This is a genomic window from Dokdonella immobilis (assembly GCF_900115085.1).
Classification (GTDB): domain Bacteria; phylum Pseudomonadota; class Gammaproteobacteria; order Xanthomonadales; family Rhodanobacteraceae; genus Dokdonella; species Dokdonella immobilis.
The window spans coordinates 32,331-53,121 of sequence record NZ_FOVF01000023.1; the positions used below are offsets into that span (position 1 = coordinate 32,331).

Annotated in this window: 21 protein-coding genes; 2 read left to right on the forward strand and 19 right to left on the reverse strand. The window is 65.2% G+C overall.

Annotated features, from left to right (window positions below; genetic code table 11):
- Positions 1–135 precede the first annotated feature (135 nt).
- The 4 genes from BM125_RS14180 to BM125_RS14195 all read right to left on the reverse strand — a co-directional run bounded on the left by BM125_RS14180 (position 136) and on the right by BM125_RS14195 (position 3,878).
- Positions 136–1,629, reverse strand: a complete 1,494-nt coding sequence (locus BM125_RS14180) for a C13 family peptidase (protein WP_092409118.1) — start codon at positions 1,627–1,629, stop codon at positions 136–138.
- Between the two features lie 4 nt (positions 1,630–1,633).
- On the reverse strand, positions 1,634–2,329 hold the full coding sequence (mtnC, locus tag BM125_RS14185) for an acireductone synthase (protein ID WP_092409120.1): 696 nt from the start codon (positions 2,327–2,329) through the stop codon (positions 1,634–1,636).
- A gap of 329 nt (positions 2,330–2,658) precedes the next feature.
- Complete coding sequence (locus tag BM125_RS14190) at positions 2,659–3,225, reverse strand: 1,2-dihydroxy-3-keto-5-methylthiopentene dioxygenase (RefSeq protein WP_092409122.1); 567 nt, start codon at positions 3,223–3,225, stop codon at positions 2,659–2,661.
- Positions 3,222–3,878, reverse strand: a complete 657-nt coding sequence (locus BM125_RS14195; RefSeq protein WP_092409124.1) for a methylthioribulose 1-phosphate dehydratase — start codon at positions 3,876–3,878, stop codon at positions 3,222–3,224. Before BM125_RS14195 ends, BM125_RS14190 begins: the two co-directional genes overlap by 4 nt.
- Before the next feature lie 207 nt (positions 3,879–4,085).
- Here BM125_RS14195 and BM125_RS20270 point away from each other — a divergent pair, with 207 nt between their 5' ends.
- Both BM125_RS20270 and BM125_RS14205 read left to right on the forward strand, forming a co-directional pair.
- The gene (locus BM125_RS20270; protein WP_175498098.1) at positions 4,086–4,301 is read left to right on the forward strand and encodes a LapA family protein; all 216 of its coding nucleotides are present in this window, start codon (positions 4,086–4,088) and stop codon (positions 4,299–4,301) included.
- Positions 4,302–4,472: 171 nt separating this feature from the next.
- The gene (locus BM125_RS14205) at positions 4,473–5,345 is read left to right on the forward strand and encodes a hypothetical protein (RefSeq protein ID WP_139225014.1); all 873 of its coding nucleotides are present in this window, start codon (positions 4,473–4,475) and stop codon (positions 5,343–5,345) included.
- Between the two features lie 171 nt (positions 5,346–5,516).
- Here BM125_RS14205 and BM125_RS14210 read toward each other — a convergent pair whose 3' ends face one another.
- The 15 genes from BM125_RS14210 to BM125_RS14280 all read right to left on the reverse strand — a co-directional run bounded on the left by BM125_RS14210 (position 5,517) and on the right by BM125_RS14280 (position 20,501).
- Positions 5,517–7,037, reverse strand: coding sequence for a bifunctional GNAT family N-acetyltransferase/carbon-nitrogen hydrolase family protein (locus tag BM125_RS14210; protein WP_217647881.1), 1,521 nt, complete (start codon positions 7,035–7,037; stop codon positions 5,517–5,519).
- Positions 7,038–7,104: 67 nt separating this feature from the next.
- On the reverse strand, positions 7,105–7,575 hold the full coding sequence (locus BM125_RS14215; RefSeq protein ID WP_175498099.1) for a DUF3293 domain-containing protein: 471 nt from the start codon (positions 7,573–7,575) through the stop codon (positions 7,105–7,107).
- Between the two features lie 13 nt (positions 7,576–7,588).
- Positions 7,589–8,998 carry an FAD-dependent oxidoreductase gene (locus BM125_RS14220; protein ID WP_092409130.1) on the reverse strand — a complete coding sequence of 470 codons (1,410 nt, stop codon included), beginning with the start codon at positions 8,996–8,998 and terminating at the stop codon, positions 7,589–7,591.
- 7 nt (positions 8,999–9,005) lie between these two features.
- Positions 9,006–10,292, reverse strand: a complete 1,287-nt coding sequence (gene kynU / locus BM125_RS14225; protein WP_092409132.1) for a kynureninase — start codon at positions 10,290–10,292, stop codon at positions 9,006–9,008.
- Entirely contained in the window at positions 10,289–10,798 is a 510-nt protein-coding gene (locus BM125_RS14230; protein WP_092409134.1) for a hypothetical protein, read from the reverse strand. Before BM125_RS14230 ends, kynU begins: the two co-directional genes overlap by 4 nt.
- A gap of 4 nt (positions 10,799–10,802) precedes the next feature.
- On the reverse strand, positions 10,803–11,825 hold the full coding sequence (locus BM125_RS14235; RefSeq protein ID WP_092409136.1) for an amidohydrolase family protein: 1,023 nt from the start codon (positions 11,823–11,825) through the stop codon (positions 10,803–10,805).
- Between the two features lie 313 nt (positions 11,826–12,138).
- Positions 12,139–12,657 carry a 3-hydroxyanthranilate 3,4-dioxygenase gene (locus BM125_RS14240; protein WP_092409138.1) on the reverse strand — a complete coding sequence of 173 codons (519 nt, stop codon included), beginning with the start codon at positions 12,655–12,657 and terminating at the stop codon, positions 12,139–12,141.
- Positions 12,658–12,695: 38 nt separating this feature from the next.
- Positions 12,696–13,085, reverse strand: a complete 390-nt coding sequence (locus BM125_RS14245) for a thiol-disulfide oxidoreductase DCC family protein (protein WP_092409140.1) — start codon at positions 13,083–13,085, stop codon at positions 12,696–12,698.
- Entirely contained in the window at positions 13,082–13,633 is a 552-nt protein-coding gene (locus BM125_RS14250) for a DUF4166 domain-containing protein (protein ID WP_175498100.1), read from the reverse strand. Before BM125_RS14250 ends, BM125_RS14245 begins: the two co-directional genes overlap by 4 nt.
- 4 nt (positions 13,634–13,637) lie before the next feature.
- The gene (locus BM125_RS14255; RefSeq protein WP_092409144.1) at positions 13,638–14,063 is read right to left on the reverse strand and encodes a RidA family protein; all 426 of its coding nucleotides are present in this window, start codon (positions 14,061–14,063) and stop codon (positions 13,638–13,640) included.
- Complete coding sequence (locus BM125_RS14260; protein ID WP_092409146.1) at positions 14,060–15,472, reverse strand: hypothetical protein; 1,413 nt, start codon at positions 15,470–15,472, stop codon at positions 14,060–14,062. The genes BM125_RS14255 and BM125_RS14260 overlap by 4 nt, the downstream gene beginning before the upstream one ends.
- Positions 15,473–15,521: 49 nt before the next feature.
- A complete protein-coding gene (locus BM125_RS14265; protein ID WP_092409148.1) occupies positions 15,522–16,979 on the reverse strand; it encodes an aldehyde dehydrogenase in 1,458 nt (485 codons plus the stop codon).
- Between the two features lie 105 nt (positions 16,980–17,084).
- On the reverse strand, positions 17,085–19,259 hold the full coding sequence (locus tag BM125_RS14270) for a M3 family metallopeptidase (protein WP_217647882.1): 2,175 nt from the start codon (positions 19,257–19,259) through the stop codon (positions 17,085–17,087).
- 97 nt (positions 19,260–19,356) lie between these two features.
- Positions 19,357–20,193 carry a PhzF family phenazine biosynthesis protein gene (locus BM125_RS14275; RefSeq protein WP_092409152.1) on the reverse strand — a complete coding sequence of 279 codons (837 nt, stop codon included), beginning with the start codon at positions 20,191–20,193 and terminating at the stop codon, positions 19,357–19,359.
- Between the two features lie 113 nt (positions 20,194–20,306).
- Positions 20,307–20,501: a hypothetical protein gene (locus BM125_RS14280; RefSeq protein ID WP_139225015.1), complete on the reverse strand. Its 195-nt coding sequence runs from the start codon at positions 20,499–20,501 to the stop codon at positions 20,307–20,309.
- Between the last annotated feature and the right edge of the window lie 290 nt (positions 20,502–20,791).

Here is a 20,791-nt window from a genome sequence, read left to right on the forward strand (position 1 = left end):
TGGCGCGCGCGGCCACGATCCGCATGGCGCCGAAGTCCCGCGCGCGCAGCTTCAGCAGATGGAAGGATAGCGGGCCCGGATCGGTCTCGGCACGGATTCCGGGCGGCGTCTGCCATCCCCATGGCATGGGCGTTCCTACTTCGAGGCCGATTCGCTCTCTGCGCTCACTCCGGCATCGGCATCGTCCGATGAAAATGCCACCGCCGCGGCTTGCGGCAGCGCGCGACTCCACTTGTCGAGCTTGGCCTCGATGCTGCGCGAGCTTGCCATTTGCGGTTCCGAACGCTGTTCCTCCCGGTCACGGGCTTCCCAGGCGTCGACCTTGCTGCGCGCCTTTTCGAAGGCTCCCGGCAGCGATGTCGTCTCGTTCAGGGCTTCGGCCAGGAAGGCCTTGCCGAAGTAGGTGATTTCGGATGCGGCGCCGCAGCCGAACGACGTCCGGTCGCTGCGCGCGGCGGTGATGACGAGGGTCGAGTCATCGCGCAGGGCGTCGATGAATCCGCCCGAATAGCAGGCATTGACGATCAATACCTTCCAGCGTATCGACGGCGAGGTCTGCAGGGCGGTGGCGAGATCGTCCGGGCCGATCTGGTTCAGCGGCAGCGGGTCGAGCGACACGAACAACTGGTGGTCGCGCGAACCATGCGAGGTCAGATAGACGAGCAGGATGTCCTCGGCAGGATCCATGCGTTCTGCCATTGCGGCCAGGGCGATGCGCAGGTTGGTCAGGGTCGCCAAGGGTCGTGTGGCGAGGCTGGCCGGATTGTTGTCGAGCAGGAGCACATGGCCCTCGGCGTCGAACCGCTGTGCGAAAAGGCGGCCGGCGAACTCCACTTCATTGTGGAAGACATCCTCGCTGCCATCGCCGCCAAAAGCGACCACATACAGGTTGCTGGCGCCCGGCTTGCGCGGGCGCAGTCGATCGATGGCGTCGGCCAGCAGGCCGGGCTGATCGAACATGAGCTGCTCGGGGTCGAAGTCAGCGGCGTCGTCGTATGCCTCGTCATCAAAGCCCGTATTGGTGATCGCGTCAGTCTCATCCGCGGGCGATGCCTGCGCGGCCTGCGCGCGCCCCGGGTCTTGCGTGATCAGGGGCGCGCCCGGCAACCACCACCACGGCATCGCCGAGATCGCGTAGGCGAGCATCGCTGCGAGCACCGCAACCGGCAGGCGGCGCGGCATCAGCCAGCGGGACAGGCGAATCAGGACCAGGAACCACCACGCCATCGACAGCCAGATCACCGCCGCGGCGGTGACCGGCAGGCCGCGTTCATAGATCAGCGTGGCCACCCACTGCAGCGGCCAGTGCACGACCAGCGAGGTTGCCGCCGTGGCCGCCAGCGCGATCGCCGCCACGCCCCAGGCGATCGGGCCGCGATCGGCCATGCGCACCAGGATCCAGGCCGCCAGCAGGGTCAGCAGCGAGTCCGCCAGAATCTGGGTCGCGCCCCATCCGTAGAACATGCGTGGCGGTTCGGCCGACATCCAGAACGTGATCGCCTCGACGAGGAAATAGGTCGCCAGGGCAAGCACGAAGGCGCCGGGACCCGGCAGGGCAGGGTTGCCGCGCGGCCGGAGCAGCAAGGCGGCGCGCAGGCCGTCGCGCAGGATCGAAAGATTCGGGTTCATTCGTTCAGAGCGAATCGAGGTCGATGGCGTCGAAGTCGATCACGCAGGGATGTCCGGCGCCGGCCGGGCAGCCGTCGCCAGAGCGGGCGACAAGGACGGTTCTCAGGCCGGCTGTGCGGGCGGCATCGAGTTCTTCGACGATGTCCGAAAGAAACAGGATGCGGTCGGCTGGCAGATCGATGGCGCGGGCAATTCGCGAATACGACGCCGATTCGCGCTTGGCGCCGGTTTCGGTGTCGAAATAGCCGCTGAACACGGAGCTCAGGTCGCCTTGTTCGGTGTGCGCGAACAGCAGTTTCTGCGCGGGCACCGAGCCGGAGGAGTAGACGTAGAGCGGGAGACCGGCGGCCGACCATCGGCGCAGGCAACGAGCGGCATCGGCATAGACGTGGGCGCGGAAGTCGCTGTCGCGATAGCCGTCCTGCCAGATCATGCCCTGCAGCGCCTTGAGGGCGGTCGACTTGCGGTCGGTGTCGATCCATCCGATCAAAAGGTCGATGATCTCCTGCTCGCTTGCGGATACCAGGCCGGCTTCGCGCGCGGCCTCGTGCAACCAGTGCTGGACCTCGGGCTTGTCTGAATGGGTGACGACGAAGGCGGGCAGGCGTTCGCGCGCATAGGGAAACAGCACGTCCTTGACGAAGCTGATCGAACTGGTGGTGCCTTCGATGTCGGTGACGATCGCGCGAATGGTGGACATGGGGCGTCCTTGCTGCAAATGGGGTCGGTCAAATCCTAGCAGGCCGGCCACGAGCCCGGGTGAACCGGAACCTCCCAGGCCTGCCTGGCGATGTGACTTGCGGAACGGGCGGCCACGCGGCTGCCGTGGGTTCCAAGGAACGATGATGGCTTTGCGCGCCGTATTCCGTCAGTAACCGGGCACGCGCAAGCAGGACCGGGAACTCCCCTTCCCCGAATGCCTAAAGCCGCGTGTGTTCGCCGCGAAGTCCCCCACCTTCCGGCGAGCCGGAGCGTGTCATGCATCGCCCAAGAAGTTGCGTGGCACGCTCCACCTTCGGGCGAGTCAGATCAGGCGGCCTGGCTCGACGCGGACGCGACCATGCGAGGAAATTTCTCCGCGATGTCGTCACCGGTGAAACGTGCGACCCAGCCCTCGGCGTTGGTGAACAGGCGAATGGCGACGAAGCTCGGCGATTCGCTCATGTCGAACCAGTGCCGCGTGCCGTCCGGAACGCCGATCAGATCGCCCTTTTCACAGAGGACCTCGTAGACGTGGTCGCCGATGTGCAGGGTGAACAGGCCGGAGCCGGCAACGAAGAAACGCACCTCGTCTTCGGCATGGGTATGTTCGTTGAGGAACTTCTGGCGCAGCGCGGCGCGGTCCGGATGATCGGGCGACAGGCTGATCACGTCCACCGCCTTGTACCCGCCCTCGCGCATCAGGCGCTCGATATCCGCTCGATAGGCGGAAATGACCTCCTCCTGGGAGGCACCCGCTGCGACCGGTTGAGATGTCTGCCATTGCTCGAAGCGCACGCCTACGGCGCGCAATGCATCGGCGATGGCGGCATGGCTCTCATGGGTTGCAAGGACGTTCCCGGAATCGTTCTCGGTGAATATTCGCAATCGGCTCATGCGTGCAGTCTCCTCAGGTCGAGCTCGCAGTTCAGGAGGAACTCGAAAGCTTCGAGATGGCGCCGGGCCTCGGCCATGTCAATGCCCCAGGCATAGATGCCATGGCCATCGATCAGATAGCCGTGCAGGGGTTTCCCGGCGTCCAGCCAGGCGTCGATTCGAGCGACCAGTTCAGCCATATCCTGGGTATTCGGGAAAACCGGCAGGTCGAGCACGCTTTCGTGCGTGCTGTAACCGGAAATGGCCTTCTGCAGTTCCCAGCCCTCGAAGCGTACCTTGCCGGCCCCGGCAAACAGCCGCGAGGCGACGCTTTGTACCCGGGAGTGCGTATGAAGGACCGCGCCGACGGTCGGAAACCTGCGATAGATCTGCGTGTGCAGGGCCGTCTCGGCCGACGGCCGCGCCTCTGTTGCGACCGGACGATTGTCGAAATCGACGACCATGATGTCGTCCGCGCCGAGCCTGCCCTTGTCTCGTCCCGAAACGGTCACCGCGGCGTGGCGGTCATCCAGACGCATCGAGAAGTTGCTGCTGGTGGCCGGCGTCCAGCCGAGGGCGGCGAGCTCGCGGGCATTGTCGGCAATGGTTTGCGCATGCGCGGCAAGCAGGGACTTGTCGTAGGGAAGCGTTTCGATGGCAGGGCTCCGGTTCATGGCTTCGGGCAATGCGGCAATGATACGACAGCCCTGGGCGCGGTTCCGTGGGCCGGAATGTGCGCCGGGGACGCGGCGGGCCGGCCGCAGCCTTGCAGGGCCGACCTGCTCGACACTGCGGCAGGCCCTCAGTCGGACCCTCAGGGTGACATTTGCCCTGCGCACGATGTCGGTCCACTCTGGCCTTCCGAATCGTGGAGACCCGTGATGTCGCCCCCATCCAAGTCCCGCCACTACCGACTTGTCGCGATCCTCGTACTCATTCTGCTGCTTGTGCTGATCATCTGGCAGAACAGTCAAACAACCACGCTCAGCCTGCTTTTCTTCAGTGCCGAGTTGCCGCTGATGATTTGGCTTGGCCTGTTCCTCGTGATCGGCGTGTTGCTCGGGGTTGCACTGGCGTGCTCGTATCGACGCCGTTAGATGTCGGCTTCCACGTCGAAAGCCAGAATCCTCATTTCAAGGAAACAGTGTGTTCTAAGACCATAGGAGTGGTACTTTATATTCGGCCACTTGCAGGCTGCCTTTCACGGCCGATGTTCGTTGCGTGCCGAGAGTTCGCCGTAAATTCAATTTACATAGGGGAAGTCATTGATGAAACTGAACAAATTGTTGTTGATGGCGCTCTGTACCACGGTGTCCACAGTGGCGTTCGCGCAGAGCCGCGAGTTGGTGAATCCTGACGAGATTCGGGTGACCACCTTTGTGCCGGGGGCTCCCCTCCAGGTGCTCGGCGGGTCCACACTACTGGATACGCGATCCGGACTGGTCAATTCGCCCGGGACGGGCGCCGGCGGGGCGGATGAGAGTCTGTTGCAGGATTCGAGTCTGGCAATGGGAACCTTCGGATTCGCCGTTGGCTCGACGACAGCTTTCCGCATCGCTGACGACTTCACGGTTCCGGCCTCCGGTTGGAACGTCAGCGATATCACGGTCTACACCTACCAGACCGGTTCCACGACGACCTCCACCATCACCGGCCTGACCCTTCAGATTTGGGATGGGGATCCGAGTCTGGGTACGTCGAGCGTTGTATTCGGCGATACGACGACCAACGTGTTGAGCAGTACCGCTTTTACAAACATCTACCGCGGTCTCGAGTCCGCTCCCGGTGCGACGAACCGGCCGATCATGGCAGCAACCGCCTCGGGTCTGTCGATCGATTTGCCTGCCGGCACTTACTGGCTCGACTTCCAGATCGCCGGTTCGCTCGGATCGGGGCCATGGGCTCCGCCGTTGACCGTCAGCGGCCAGTCGACCACGGGTAACGGCCTGCAGTTCGACGGCAGCGCCTGGGTCGCCGTTATCGATGTGGGCGGACAGGGCTTTCCAATGACCATCGGTGGTGCTGGTGGCGGTGTGCCATTCACGCCGCCACGGGAATTGCCTGTCAATTCGGGTTGGCTGCTGTTGGCCCTGCTCGGTGGCCTGCTCGGTTTTGGCGCTCTCGCCATCGTGCGCCGCTGAGCGAAATTCATCCGGAAAGTCAGAGAGGCCGCCTTGCCGGGCGGCCTCTCTCCTGTCGGCAATCAGGTATCGCTGGCATCACGGCCAGACGTTGGCGTGCCGAAATCATTTCCGCCATGACGTTCCGCGCTGGGTCCCGTGAGCTCGCTGGCCTCGTTTCCATGCCATCCGTCAGCCTAGCCACTTGAGCTCGTAGAGGCCCGGCAGCCGATCCTTCAGCGTGGTCACCGAGCCGTGTTCATGCAGGGTGCGCAGCAGGTCGAGGTTGACCTCCGCGACCAGCAGCGCTTCCGAATTCGCCGCGGCTTCGTTGATGATCGAGTCGCCCGGGAAGGCGAAATCCGCCGGTGTGAATACCGCTGATTGCGCGTAGTGCGTATCCGAGGCTTGCACCTTCGGCAGATTGCCGACGGCGCCGGCGATCGCCACATAGCACTCGTTTTCCACCGCGCGGGCACGCGAGCACATGCGCACGCGCATGTAGCCGTTCCTCATTTCGGTCAGGAACGGCACGAACAGGATCTGCATGCCCTCGTTGGCCAGCAGGCGCGGCAGTTCGGGAAATTCGCAGTCGTAGCAGATCAGGATGCCGATCTTGCCGCAGTCGGTATCGAAGGCCTTGAGCCGGTTGCCGCCCTTCATGCCCCACCAGCGCCGTTCGCCCGGCGTGATGTGGATCTTGCGCTGCTCGTCGCGGCTGCCGTCACGGCGCAGCAGATAGGCGACGTTGTACAGGTGCCCGTCCTCGAGGAAGGGCAGGCTGCCGGAAATGATGTTGGTGTTGTAGGTGACCGCGAGCTGGCTCAGGCGGTCGCAGATGGCCGGCGTGAACTCGGCCAGGCGGCGAATCGACTGGGCCGGACTGAGGTCACCGAACTGCGCCATCAGGGGCATGTGGAACAGCTCGGGGAACAGCACGAAGTCCGCGCGCACCGCTCCCATCGAGTCGACGAAGAACTCGGCCTGCTGGAGCAGGGATTCGAGCGTGTCGATCGGGCGCATCTGCCACTGGACCAGGCCGATCCGCACCAGGCTGTGCTGGCGCTTGAGCATGTCCGGCTTTTCCTGGTAGTAGATGTTGTTCCACTCGATCAGGGTCGCGTAGGCCTTCGATTCGGCATCGAAGCGCAGGTAGTCGGTCAGCACCTTGCGCACGTGGAAGCCGTTGGCGATCTGGAAGCTCAGCACCGGATCATAGATTTCCTTGAGCGAGACGCGCTCGATGTACTCCTTCGGGGTCATCCTGTCGGCGTATTCGGCGTAACCGGGGATGCGGCCGCCGGCGACGATCGCACGCAGGCCGTAGTTTTCGCAGAGCGCCTTGCGCGCCTCGTAAAGGCGTCGGGCCAGACGCATGTTGCGGTAAGCCGGATCGACCATGATGTCGAGGCCGTACAGGACATCGCCATCCGGATCGAAGGTATTGAACGTGTACTTGGCGGTGATGTCCTCGTAGCTGTGCGAATCGCCGAACCTGGCATAGTCGACGATCAGGCTCAGGGCGAAGCCGACCGGCTGCCCGCCCACCGTGACGCACAACTGGCCATCGGGGAATAGATCCAGGAGCTTGCCGATGTGCTGCAGGCCCCAGGGCAAGCCGCCGATGCCGGCATAGGCGGCCCTGGTGACGGCGACCATGGCGTCGTAATCCTCCATGCGCAGGTTGCGCACTTCGATGATCTCATCTGTCACGGCGTTCCTCGAATGTCGAAAAGCAGGGCCGGATTTGGCAGGCGGCGTGCCGGCCTCTTGGATCAGTCTAGCGTCCAGTCCACATGATGTCGGCATCGTTGTCGATGCGCGTGCGCCATTCGTTGCGATAGAGGCGCAATCTCGTGGAGAGCGGATTGACCGCGACCACGATCGCATTCTGGCCGAATTCGACGGCGAGCCGATCGGCCGATTCGAGCGACAAACCGGCGACGAGAAACGAGGTTTCGCGCCAGGCCTGGTTGGCCAGGCGGCCCACGCCCACCAGGCGCCGCAGGCGCGATCGGTCGAGACGACTCAGCAGGGTCCGGGTGCGATCGTGGTTATCGTCCGCGGACAGTTGCTTCGAGTGCGGATTGCAGGCGCTGATGAACAGCAGGGGCCAGTCGCGCCGGCCCCACAAGCGCAGGAACTCGGGTACCGGCTTGCCAATGCGCAGAGAGGAGCGTGTGCCGCCGGGCAGTCGAACGTCGTACGAAGTCTCGCGATAGAGGTCGAGCAACTGGCTGGGCGAGGGCACTGCAAGGACCGGGTCAGCCCGGAACCGGCAACGGCTCCAGCCGTTGTCGGACCACCCGGTCGGCCTGATCGAGGTCGATGTCGGCCAGCGCCTGCTTGCCGGCGATCAGCTGGCGCAGCACGCCAGCCTGGATCTTGCCGCGCTCGAACGCCGTGGCGTAAGGGATGCGCGTGAAGGTGACCATCCAGTAGCGCGGCACCCAGCGGCCCGGGTGCCTTTGCGCAAGGATGAGATCAAGCTCGCGCATCAGCAGGTAATCGGCATCGTCGACGCGATCGCGCATCTCGATGTAGTTTTCCAGCGCCATCGCCGCGATCGCATCGGCGTTCGGCTTGCGCCGGCGTTCGAACTCGGCGAACACGCCGGCGCTGTCGTCCGGCGTAGTCTCGAGCAGTTCGGCCAGTTCGACCGCATCCTCGAAACCCGAATTCATGCCCTGGCCGTGGAACGGGACGATTGCATGCGACGCGTCGCCGAGCAACAAGGCACGCCCGTCGAGATGCCAGCGATCGAGATACAGGGTGCCGAGCAGTCCGGTCGGATTGCCTGTGTAGTCCTTTTCGAGGTCGGGCATCAGTGGCACGGCGTCGGCGAAATCACGCTCGAAGAATGCCCGCGCCTGGGCCGCGGTCGCGATCGATTCGAGGCTCGGCGCTCCGGTGTTGGGCAGGAACAGGGTGACCGTGAAGCTCCCTTCCGCATTCGGCAGGGCGATGCACATGTAGTTGCCGCGCGGCCAGATGTGCAGCGCATGCGGTTCCATTGCATAACGCTCGCCGCGGGCGCGCGCCTGGCTCAGGTCGGCCGGCAGCATGCCGGGCGGGAAATCGCCGAGCGCCGGAATCTCGAGTTCTTTGTAGCCATGCCCGAGCGGCTCGAAGCGTTCGCCAAGGTCGGTCTCCCGGGCCATGGCCGAGCGCAGCGCCGAACCGGCACCGTCGGTGCCGAGCACGATGCCGGCCTGACAGGCGCGCGACGATTCGTCCTCGCTGCGAAAGTGCAGCGTCGAAGTCTTCCAGTCGACGGCGTCGAGACGCTGGTCGAAATGGATCGTGGCACCGGCCGTTTCGGCCGCGTCGAGCAGGGCCATGTTGAGGGCGCCGCGACTGACCGACCAGATCACTTCCGAATCGTCGCGCCCATAGCGCTGCAGATTGGTATGGCCGGCGAGGTCATGGACCATGCGACCGCGCATCATCACGGCGATCGGCTGCATGCGCGCCTGCATGCCGGCGATGCGCAGGCCATGCCAGCCGCGTTCGGCCAGGGCCAGGTTGATGGATCGCCCGCCAAGGAACCCGGCCTTGCGCGGATCGGGGCGACGTTCGAAGGCGGTCACCTTGAAGCCGCGCTGGGCGAGCAGGGTGGCGAGCAGGGCGCCGACCAGGCCGGCGCCGACGATCGTGATGGGTGCGGACTTCATCGCAGGCTCAGCGCTTGTCGCGCCAGCGGGCAACCGATTCGACGAGTCGTCGGCAGTCCATGTGGCGGTTGTAGAGCGGGGTCGGTGCGGCGCGGATGACGTCGGGCTCGCGCCAGTCGACCACGATGGCGTCGTTTTGCAGATGCTCGAAGAGCTGGCGACCCGATTCGCGCGGGCCCTTGACCCGCAGCGAGAGCTGGCAGCCGCGCCTTGAGGGCTCGGTTGGCGTGGCGATCTCGAGGACATCGGCGACGCGTTCGTGGATCAGCCATTCCAGGTAGCCGGTCAGGGCCTGCGACTTCCGCCGCAGCCTGGCGAATCCGGCGCGCTGGAAGACCTGCAACGAGATGCGCAAAGGTGCGAGGGCGAGGATCGGCGGATTCGACAGTTGCCAGCCATCCGCGCCGGGAGTCGGCCGGAATTCGGGCCCCATCTGGAAGCGCGTGGACTTTTCATGGCCCCACCAGCCGGCGAAGCGCGGACGGTCGGTGCGGGCGTGGCGTTCATGGACGAAGGCGCCGGCGACGGCGCCCGGTCCCGAGTTGAGGTATTTGTAGCTGCACCAGACGGCGAAATCACAGTCTGAATCATGCAGGGCGAGGTCGATGTTGCCAACCGCATGAGCCAGGTCGAAGCCGACCATGCAGCCCTGGGCGTGGGCACGCGAGGCGATGGTCTTCAGGTCGAGCGCCTGCCCGGTCAGGTATTGCACGCCCGGCAGCATGACCAGGGCGATGCGCGGGCCATGCTCGTCGATGGCGCGCAGGATCGCGGCATCGGACAAGGTGCCATTGGCCTGGTCGGGCTCGAGCTCGATCAGCGCCGTGGCCGGATCATGGCCATGAAACCGCACCTGCGCCTCGACCGCATAGCGATCGGACGGGAATGCGCTCTTCTCGATCAGGATCGCCGGGCGCTCGGCCGTGGGCCGGTAGAAGCTGACCATGAGCAGGTGCAGGTTGATGCTCAGCGAATTCATCGCGACGACTTCGATCGGTTTGGCGCCGACGATGGCGGCCAGGTCGTCGCGAACGAACTCGTGGTAATCGAGCCAGGGCAGGCGCCCGCGGAAATGCCCCTCGACGGCCAGCTCAGCCCAGTAGTCGAGCTCGTCATTGACCGCCTGGCGCGTTGCGCGCGGCAGCAGACCCAGCGAGTTGCCGCAGAAATAGGCGATTTCGCGACCTTCGTGCTGCGGCATGCAGAACTCGGCGCGGAAATCGGCCAGCGGATCGGCGGCATCGGCGGCGAGCGCCCACTCCTCGCCGGTTTCGTAGCGATGCGCCGTGGTCATTTCAGCGAGGCTGCCACGCTGTCGCAACCGCCGTTGAATTTCGCCGTCCAGTCCCTGGTCGTGGCATCGAGCAGCGGCCGCTGGCAGCGTACCTGGACGGCGATGTTGCCCATCAGGGTGAAGCGGTCGCGGATGTCATAGCGGGTCTTGCCACGCATCACGAAATAGTGGTGGACACCCGCGGTGCTGCCGTCGAGCGCGGCCTCGTAGCCGGTCTGCGCCTTCGACAGCAGCATCTCGTTCTGGGTTGCATCGGCAAAATCGGCGGGCGATTTCAGCTGGCGGGACTTGACCGTGACGCTGGCCGTGTCGTCCGTGCCGGCGGTGGCCGGGTCGGGGACCTGGAAGATGATCGCCTGCGGATTGCCGTCGGATTTCTCCATGATCGCGCTCCAGCCATCGGGCACGCTGAAGCGGATCTTGCCGTCGTTGAGGGTGAAGTCGCTGCCGGATTGCGCATGGGCGCCGGCCGTGGCCAGCAGCAGAAGCAGGGGAAGCCATTTCATCGGATCACTCCGTATCGTCGTTCGCGAAGCGCGAGTAGGGAAGGTTGAGCCACTCGAGGGCGGTGCCATGGTAGAGGCGGGCCTGCTCGGGACCGCTCAGCCTGAGCGCGGCAATGCCGCTTCCGGGTTCCTGCTCGCCGAGCGGGAACGGATAGTCGGTGCCGAGCATGACCGTGTCGACGCCGGCGACATCGAGCAGGTAGCGCAGGGCGGCGTCGTCGTGCACGCAGGAATCGAAATAGATGCGACCGAAATATTCCCGCGGATTGCGCGAATTGTCGGTGGCGACGAGGTCGGGGCGCATGCGGAAGCCATGTTCGATGCGTCCGATCGAGTATGGAAACGACCCGCCGCCGTGGGCGAAACACACACGCAGCTTGGGCAGGCGCTCGAGCACGCCGCCAAAGATCAGGCAACAGGCTGCGCGCGCCTGCTCGGCCGGCATGCCGACCAGCCAGGGCAGCCAGTACTTGGGCATGGTTTCCTTGCCCATCATGTCCCACGGGTGGACCAGGATCGCCGCACCGAGATCGGCGGCGGCCTCGAAGAACGGAAACAGCTCCGGCGCATCGAGGTTCCACTCCTCGATATGCGAGCCGATCTGCACGGCAGAGAGACCCAACTGGTCGACGCAGCGCTCCAGTTCCTGGATGGCGAGTGTCGGCGACTGCAGGGGCACCGTGCCAATCCCGGCATAGTTGCGCGGATAGCGCCGGCAGATCTCGGCGGTGTGGTCGTTCAGGTATCGATGCAGTTCGAGTGCCTGGCTCGGCTTGGCCCAGTAGCTGAACATGACCGGTACGGTCGAAACGACCTGCACGTCGACCGCATATTTCGCGTAGTCGGCGATGCGAACCTCGGGATCGAAGGCGTTCGACCAGATTTCACGGAAGAACTTGCCATCCTTGTAGATTCGATGGCGACCGTCGGTATTGACCACGATCGGGAAGCGGTCGTCGCGGTATTTTTCGGCGAGGTTGGGCCAGTTCTCGGGCAGGATGTGGGCGTGGGTGTCGATCTTGAGCATTCGCGCAGTTTAAGGAGGGTCTGATCAAGTAGCAAAGTCGTCACGACGCCTGCCTGCGCGCAGCTCTTTGTTGCGCCGCCTTGAAGGACGGCCAGTCTGTCTGCGGCGACGCGTCGCGATCTGCACACAGGCAGGCGTCGTGACGACTTTGCTACTTGATCAGACCCTCCTTAACCCGCCGCGCGGGGCCCGGGCAGGAACCTGGTCGCTTTCGCAGGTGGCCGGCCGCATCGGGTGGACCGCGCCAGTGCCGGTGCCGATGTCCGCAGCGCGTCGTCTTGGTCGCGGACTCCGGTAGTCCGGATTTCCTGGCTCAGGCGTACTTGTCCGGCGCCGGGTTGAGATGGCCGCAGGAATCGCAGGTGCGCGCCTCGGTCGAACGGTAGAAGCGGTCGAAAACCGCCGGAAAGTCGGTCTCGATGTTGCCGAGGGTGAAGAATTCCTCATACAGCTTGTGGTTGCAGCGCTCGCAGTACCAGAGCAGGCCATCCTTCTCGTCGGCGAGACGCTTGCGCTCGATGACCAGACCGACCGAACCGGCCGCGCGCTGCGGCGAGTGCGGCACGCGCGGCGGCAGGTAGAACATCTCACCGGCCCTGATCGGGATGTCCCGTGGCCGGCCCTCCTCCTGCACCCTGAGCACCATGTCGCCCTCGAGTTGGTAGAAGAATTCCGGACCTTCGTCCCAGTGGTAGTCGGTGCGGACGTTCGGGCCACCGACAATCATCACGAAGAAGTCGCCGTCGACGATGCACTTGTTGCCGACCGGTGGCTTGAGCAGATGACGGTTGTCGTCTATCCATTGCTGCAGGTTGAAGGCGGGGGTAAGCATGGCGCTCTCGACGGGTGCCCGTAGGATGGAGCGGAATGCTAACGGATAAAGCGCGTTGCGTCCGCCGCATCGGGCAGGAAGCAATGTTCGCTGCGGCCGAACCAGCGGTAGCGATGGCGCGCGATCCAGCGGTACAGCGCATCGCGCAGGGGCGCCGGGACGATCCAGGCGACCCAGGCCAGCCGCCACGGCCAGCCGAGTGCGTGGGCGACCCGCAGCACCGCCGCCGATTCGGTCCAGGCCCGGGCATCGTCGACCAGGACGAAGGATTCCGGATCGATGGCATCGATGCCAGCCTTGTCGAGCAGCGCGCGACCGGCCTCCGACTGGGTCGTCGCGAACCGCAGTCTGCGCCGGTGGTCGTGGCGAAGCAGGAACTGGACCGAGCCGCTGCAGAGCAGGCAATGGGCGTCGAAGACGACGATCATGCCGGCTGCCCGGGGGCGTCGAGTTCCAGATAGCCCGAATAGGCGACCAGCGCGCCGAATCCGGGCATCCGGGCCCCGACATCGAAGCAGAAACGGCCCCCGTCGCCGCGTTCCAGCGCCCAGACCTCCGGGAACCAGCGCCGCGGCCAGGGCAGGCCAAGCACGCGGATCGATTGCAGGCGCATCGAGAGTTTGCCCGCGTCGGCTGCCAGGCTGAAGGCCAGCGTAGCCAGGCCGAGACGCTCGCGCAGTTGTCCGTCCGCGGTTGCATCGAGCCGCGACCGCATCGTCCGCGAGGAGAACCGTCTCGTCCAGATTTCCCGTGCCGGGCTTGCTTCGAGCTCGAAGGCGAACGGCGCCTCGCTCACGGCGCGCGGCAGTCGCAGCAGCGCGCAGACGATGCGCCCGAACAGGCTCTCGGCGCCGTGGACCGTGCAGCGACCGCGCAGGCGATGGTGGCCCCGCAGGCTGTGGAAGCGACGGAGCGGATCGTCGAGCGCGGCAAATTCATTGCCGAGGATCTGGCGGTAGAGAGTATCGGCGCTCACCGACTCACGACGGATCGGCGACCACCGCGATGCATTTGAGCTCGATCGCGATCGGCGTCGGCAGGGCGCTGATGCCGAGCGTCGTGCGGCACGGCTGGGCATCGCTGAAGTACTCGGCGTAGACGCGATTGTAGGTGGCGAAATCGCGCTGCATGTCGGTCAGGAACACGGTGACATCGACCAGGTCCTGCCAGCGTGCGCCGCTGGCCTCCAGCACCGCCTGGACATTGGCGAACACCTGCCGGCACTGCGCCTCGATGTCGTAGCTGAGCAAGCGACCATCGGCATCGAACACGTTTCCCGGAACGCCGTTGTCCCTGGGCCGGCGTGGCCCCACCCCGGACAGGAACAGCAGGTTGCCGACCCGGCGTGCATGAGGATAGGCGCCGACCGCGCCGGGCGCCGCCGCGGCATGGACGATTCCGCTCATGGCGTCTTGCCGACGGCGCCGACCACGATCTGCTGGCGATGGCGTGGCTGGTTGGACAGATCGCGGGCCAGGATTTCGTACTTGCCCGGGCGCAGCCACAAGTCAGTCACCGGATACGGGTCGATGCTCTGGCGGACCTTGTCGCCATAGGCGGCGATGCGTCCCTTGAACTCGATGACCGCCCGATCGGCCGGAACGGCCTCGTCGGGTTCGCCGACGGGCCGGGCCTCGATCATGCAGGGATACTGTTCGTCGCACATGCGGCCGCTGACCTCGAAGGCAACGCGCAGGCCACCCAGTGCCAGCCAGGTCGGTCGGCCGTGCTCAAGGGTCTCTTCCGGAAAGAGCACGCTGATGTCGTAGGCCTTGGGCTTCAACGACCAGGGCTGGCCATCCTTGTCGACGAAGGCGATGGGTTGTTTCGGTGCCAGCCTGCTCACGGCTTCGCGGTAGTAGGGGTGATCGCTGGCCTGCTTGTCGTGCGGTATCAGCATGGTCTGCTCGACGGTCAGCGGATCGATGTCGGTCATGCGCGAGAAATGCTGGGCCATGGCCGATCCACCGAGGTATTTGCCATGCTCTTGTATGTGCGCATAACCGGCATTCACCACGAGGCGCGCCTCGGGGTGCTTGTCGAACACCCCCCGCTTGAGGTTGCGGGCCTGCTCGGTCTCGCGTGCGTCGCCGGTGGCGTCCGACAGCGCTTCGTAGGCGACCACGCGATAGCCGAGCCGGAGCGCCTCATTCACCATGTCCGCATAGACCGGCTCCTCGGTGTAGAACCCGGTCTCCGAAACCACATGGCCGCGCTTCGCCAGCGCCTCCATGTCGGCCTCGTACAGGGTTTCGGCGGCGAACGTGTCGAAGCCTTCCTCGCGCAGGCGGGCGAGCATCTGCACGGTCAGCGTGCGCGTCAGCGGGTAGCTGTGGTTCTCGTTGAAGAAGACGGCCCGGCGGCCTTTGGCCAGACGCGCGATCGCGTCGACAGCGGGTACGGCCTTGTAGGCCGGATCCTGCAAGGGCGATGGTGCATCGTCCTTGGCGGCCTTCTGCACGATCGAGAAGCTGTTGCGTGCACCGGCGTAGTCGCCGACCCAGGTCTGGTACCAGCTCAGGTACTGGTTGAAGATGACGCGGAACGAAAAGTCGGTGCTGCTGGCATAGGCATCGCGCATGAAGAGGTATTGCGCCAGCAGTCCGCTGCGGGTCTTGGCTTCGGCCATGATGCTCTCGGATTTTTCCACCGCAGCGCGCTGCTGGTGCACGTTGGCGCCGCCGCCAGTAGTGGTCTTGTCGTCTGCGCTGGCGCTCGCTGCCAGCAGCAGTGCCGCCAGTGCGGCGAGCGGAACGCGTGTCGCCGACCAGACGGTTGGGGCTGCCGCCTTGATGCCATGATTGGGCTGCTTCATGTTCGGTTCTCCAATGGGCATGCGGAACGGGCAGCTTGCAGTCGCCCGTTCAGCCGTGTTCGATGCACAGGTTCTTCGGCTCGGTGAAGAAGCGCAGCGCATCGACGCCGCCCTCCCTGCCCAGGCCGGATTTCTTCACTCCGCCGAACGGAGTGCGCAGGTCGCGCGCCATCCAGCAGTTGACCCAGACGATGCCGAAATCGAGCCGGGCCGAGACGCGGTGCGCGCGGCCGAGGTCGGTCGTCCACAGCGACGCCGCAAGGCCGTAGTCGGAGTCATTGGCGATCCGGATCGCTTCCTCGTCGTCGTCGAACGGGATGAGGCTGACAACCGGGCCGAATATTTCCTGCTGGTTGGTCGCGCAGCGCGAGGAAAGGCCTTCGATTACGGTCGGCTCGACGAACCATCCCCGCGCGCAGCGTCCGCCGACATGGGCGATGCCGCCACCGCACAGAATCCTTCCGCCCTCGTCGCGGGCGCGCTGGATGGCGCCGACGACCTTGTCGAAGTGTTCCGCGGAAACCAGCGCGCCGAGATCGCTCGCGTCATCCTGCGGGTCGCCGACCCGCAATGCGCGCACGGCATCAAGGTAGCGCTCCCGGAACGATTCATAGATCGAGCGCTGAACCAGCAGCCGCGATCCGCACAGGCAGATTTCGCCCTGGTTGGCGAAGCCCGAGCGCACGATGGTGGCCAGATTTGCATCACTGAAATCGAAATCGGCGAATACGATGGCCGGGTTCTTGCCGCCCATTTCCAGCGACAGTTTCTTGAACATGGGCGCCGCCGTCGTGGCGATGGCCGCGCCGGTGCGCGTGCTGCCGGTGAACGAAATGGCCTTGACCCCGGGATGCTCGACGAGGGCCTGTCCGACTTCGCCGCCATGGCCGTGGACGATGTTGAGAACGCCGGCCGGAAATCCTGCGACGGCGGCAAGCTCGCCGAGTCGCGCCGCCGTGCATGGGGTGATCTCCGAGGGTTTGGCGACGACCGTATTGCCAGCGGCCAGGGCCGGCGCGATCTTCCAGGTGAACAGGTAGAGCGGCAGATTCCACGGCGAGATGCAGCCGACCACGCCCAGTGGCTGGCGCAGGGTGATGTTAGTGGCCTGGGCGTTGCCGACATGGGTTTCGCTGGCCCATTGCGTGATTGCCGCCGCGAAGAAACGAAGATTGGCGACCGCTCTCGGAATATCGACCCGACGGGCCAGCGCGACCGGCTTGCCGCTGTCGCGTGATTCGAGCGCGGCCAGCGCGTCGATCTCCGTTTCGAGCAGGTCGGCCAGGCAGCTCATGAGGCGCGCACGATCGTCGACCGGCGTCTCGGCCCAGGCCCGCGCAGCCTTGCTGGCGGCGTCGACAGCCGCTTCCACATCGGCCGCGGTGGAGGCTGGACAACGCGCGAAGACCTGGCCGGTGGCCGGCTCGAAGACATCGAGGTAACGGCCAGTAGCGGGATCCCGCGCCTGGCCATCGATCATGTTGGAAAGCTGGAAGGGTTCGCTCATGAGCCAAGCTTAGCGATTTCGGCCGTACACGGGGCAATGGCGTTTACCGCGGCGGTCTGCGGACGGCGCAGTGCGGATGCGCCGTCGCGGAGATGCCGATACCGGCTACTTCACGCTTTCGGTGAGACCACGACGCTCGAGCAGGGGCTTGACGTCCGGCTCTCCGCCGCTGAAGTTGCGGAACAGGGCGAGGGCGTCGTCGGAGCCGCCGCGCGACAGCAGGGTGTCGCGGAAATGGTCGCCGTTGGCGCGGGTCAGGCCACCGTGCGCCTTGAACCACTCGACGCTGTCGGCGTCGAGCACCTCGCTCCAGATGTAGGCGTAGTAGCCGGCCGAGTAGCCGCCCATGATGTGCGAGAAATAGGTCGTCCGGTAGCGCGGCGGCACTGGGGCGAAGTCGACTCCGGCGCGCTTGAGCGCGGCGGCCTCGAAGGCCAGCACGCCATCGGCAGAGGGTGCCTGGGCCGCCGTGATCTGGTGCCAGGCCTGGTCGAGCAGGGCCGCGCCGAGATACTCGGTGGTGGCGAAGCCCTGGTTGAATTTCTCCGAGGCCTTGACCTTGTCGAGCAGGGCCTGCGGCAACGGTTCGCCGGTCTTGTAGTGCTTCGCGTAGTTCTTCAGCACCTCGGGCCAGGCCGCCCACATCTCGTTGACCTGGGACGGATACTCGACGAAGTCGCGCGGCACCGAGGTGCCGGCGAAGCGCGGGTACTTCACGTGCGAGAACATGCCGTGCAGGGCATGCCCGAATTCGTGGAAGGCGGTGGTCACTTCCTCGTAGGTCATCAAGGTCGGTTCGCCGTCGGCCGGCTTCGGGATATTGAGGTGGTTGGCGATGACCGGACTGGTGCCGAGCAGGGTCGATTGCGGCACATAGGCGTTGGCCCAGGCACCGCCACGCTTGTTGCTGCGCGCGTAGTAATCGACCAGGAACAGGGCCAGATGGCTTCCGTCCTCGTTGAATACCTCGAACACGCGGATATCCGGCAGGTAGACCGGCAGGTCCTTGCGTTCCTTGAAGGTAATGCCATAGAGCTTGTTGGCGGCGTAGAAGACGCCGTTGCGCAACACATTGTCCATCTCGAAATACGGACGAAGCTGCTCTTCGTCGAGGTCGAACTTCTGCTTGCGGACCTTTTCGGTATAGAAGGCCCAGTCGGCCGCCGATACCTGGAACTTGCCGCCCTCGGCATCGATGATCTTCTGGATGTCGGCCGCCTCGGCACGGGCGTTGGCCACCGCCGGCGGCGCCAGCTGGGCCAGCAGCTTGTTGACCGCCTCCACACTGCCTGCCGTTTCGTCGGCAAGCACATAGGCCGCATGGTTGGCATAGCCCAGCATGGCGGCGCGCTCGGCGCGCAGCTTGACCATGGCGGCGACCACGGCCCGATTGTCGAATTCTCCGCCCTTGCTGGCCCGATTGAGCGAGGCGTTCATGATGCGCTGGCGCAGCTCGCGATTTTTCAGCGAGGCGAGCGCGGGCTGGCCGCTCGTGTTCTTCAGCGGAATGACGAATTTGCCATCGAGGTTGCGGCTCTTCGCGGCGGCGCTCGCCGCGCCGATGGCGTCTTCGCTCAATCCGTCAAGCTGATCTCTGCTGTCGACGACGACCGCGTCGGCATTGGTTTCCTTGAGCAGGTTCTGGCTGAAGCGCGTCGACAGCGTGGCCATCTCGGCGTTGATCGCCTTCAGCCGCGTCTTGTCGGCGTCGCCGAGCTTGGCGCCGGCGCGCACGAAGTCGGTGTAGTAGCGTTCCACCAGGCGCCTTGATTCGGCATCGAGGTCCAGAGCATCGCGCTTGTCGTAGATCGACTGGATTCGGGCGAACAGCTTGCCGTTGAGCAGGATCAGGTCATTGTGCGCGGAAAGCTTGGGCGCCATCTCCGCCTGCACCTTCTGCATGGCTTCATTGGTGTTGGTCCCGGCCAGGGCGAAGAAGACCCGCGAGACGCGTTCGAGCAACAGGCCGCTGCGCTCCATGGCGACGATCGTGTTTTCGAACGTCGCCGGCTCGTCGCTGTTGGCAATCGCATCGATCTCGGCCCGGTTCTCGGCCATGCCCTTTTCGAACGCAGGGACATAGTCGGCATCCTTGATCTTGTCGAACTGCGGGAACTGGTAGGGCAGCGGACTCGGCGCGAAGAAGGGATTGGCTGCCGGGGCGGCATCGACCTTGCCGCTCCCTGGTCGGGTGGTGGCAGGGCCATCAGCGGCGCAGAGCGGGGAAGTCAGGCTGAACGCCAGCGCGAGGGCGCCGGCAAGGGCTGGGCGAAATGCCATCATGGGGTCATCCAGGTTCGACAGGAACGCCGAGGCTAGACGAAACGGCCCGGTAATGCGCGTGACTAAAGTCAGTCGCGGCGCACCCAGGATCCGGCTACAGACGAATGGCCGTGCCGCGGACGACGATGCCGCCCGTGACCGGAATATCGACGCGGATCAGGCTCGGGCGGCCCATGGCCTGGCCCTGGCGGACCTCGATCGATGCCGGGGTCTGGATCAGCCCGGCATCGCGCAGGTAGCCACCGAGCGCGGCGGCTGCGGCACCCGTGGCCGGATCCTCGACGACGCCCCCGACCGGAAACGCATTGCGCGACAGGAACAGGCGATCGCTCTGGCGATGGACCAGCTGCAGGGTGGTCAGATCGTGCTCCAGCATCATGCTGCGCAAGCTTTCGAATGGATAATCGAGTCTGGCCAGACGTTCGCTGTGGGCTGCCGCGAGGACCAGGTGCCAGGCGCCGGCGTAGGCGAGCATCGGGGCAATCGCGGCATCGAGGTCCTTGCGCCGCCATCCCAGGGCGTCGAGGTAGGCCGCGAGCATGCCCTCGTCGACGGCGGCCTGGCGCGGGGCGACCGAGATCAGCGCGGCTTCGCGGATACCACCCTGCTTGCTCGATTGCACCGATACCATGCCGACCGCGGTGGAGAATGCATACGTCGTGTCGCCGTCGGTCTCGCCGAGCAGGACGCCGCTGGCAATGGTGGCATGGCCGCAAAAAGGCACTTCGGCTTGCGGGCTGTAGTAGCGCACGCTGCGTTCGGTCCCGCGCTCTGGTGCGATGAAGGCTGTTTCCGAATAGCCGACTTCGGCGGCGATGCGCTGCATCGTAACCGGATCCGGCAGTTGCGCGCCGACCCAGACGCCGGCGGGATTGCCGCCTTCGCCATTCGTCGAAAATGCGCTGAGGCGGTGAAGCGTTCCATCCGACATGGCCAGCTCCGTTGTTCGAGAGCCCATGCATGGGGTTGGCCTGGTCGCGATCAAGAGTCCAGTCGAGGCTGCCGGTCCGTGGGATCGGGCGTGCCAGTTGGTCGAAGGGCCGATCAGGCCGCGCTCGAGCGCGCCTTTCGAGTGAGGATCTCGCGCTCGATGCCGAGATAGACGGGACTGCCGCGCTGACCACTCATGATCAGCTCCCAGAGGCGGACATCGAGTTCGTCGTCGTCGACGGCATTGATCGGGCAGGTCGGGATCGTCGGGGCGCGCGCTGCGCGATCGATGGGAATGACATTGCTCATGGTGGAGACATCCTGGTTGGACAGGATCGAGTCAGCATCAAGCGTGCCAGTCGCCGCGGATCGCGCCGGAAAATGCAATGGATTCAGAGGTGTAGGTTGCAATCAAAAGCCCGGCAACGGGCCTGGGCCACGGCTGGGCTGCCAGTAGTTGACGAATTGCGCGCCGGCGACCGCTGCCCTGCGGCCGCCGCCGCAGCGCGGGATCCCGCCATGCCGCCGCGCGCGGTTGGACCGGATCCCCCGCAGCGTGCCAGCATGCGCAGCTTTCCCGAGCCCATGCGGTGGCCCGG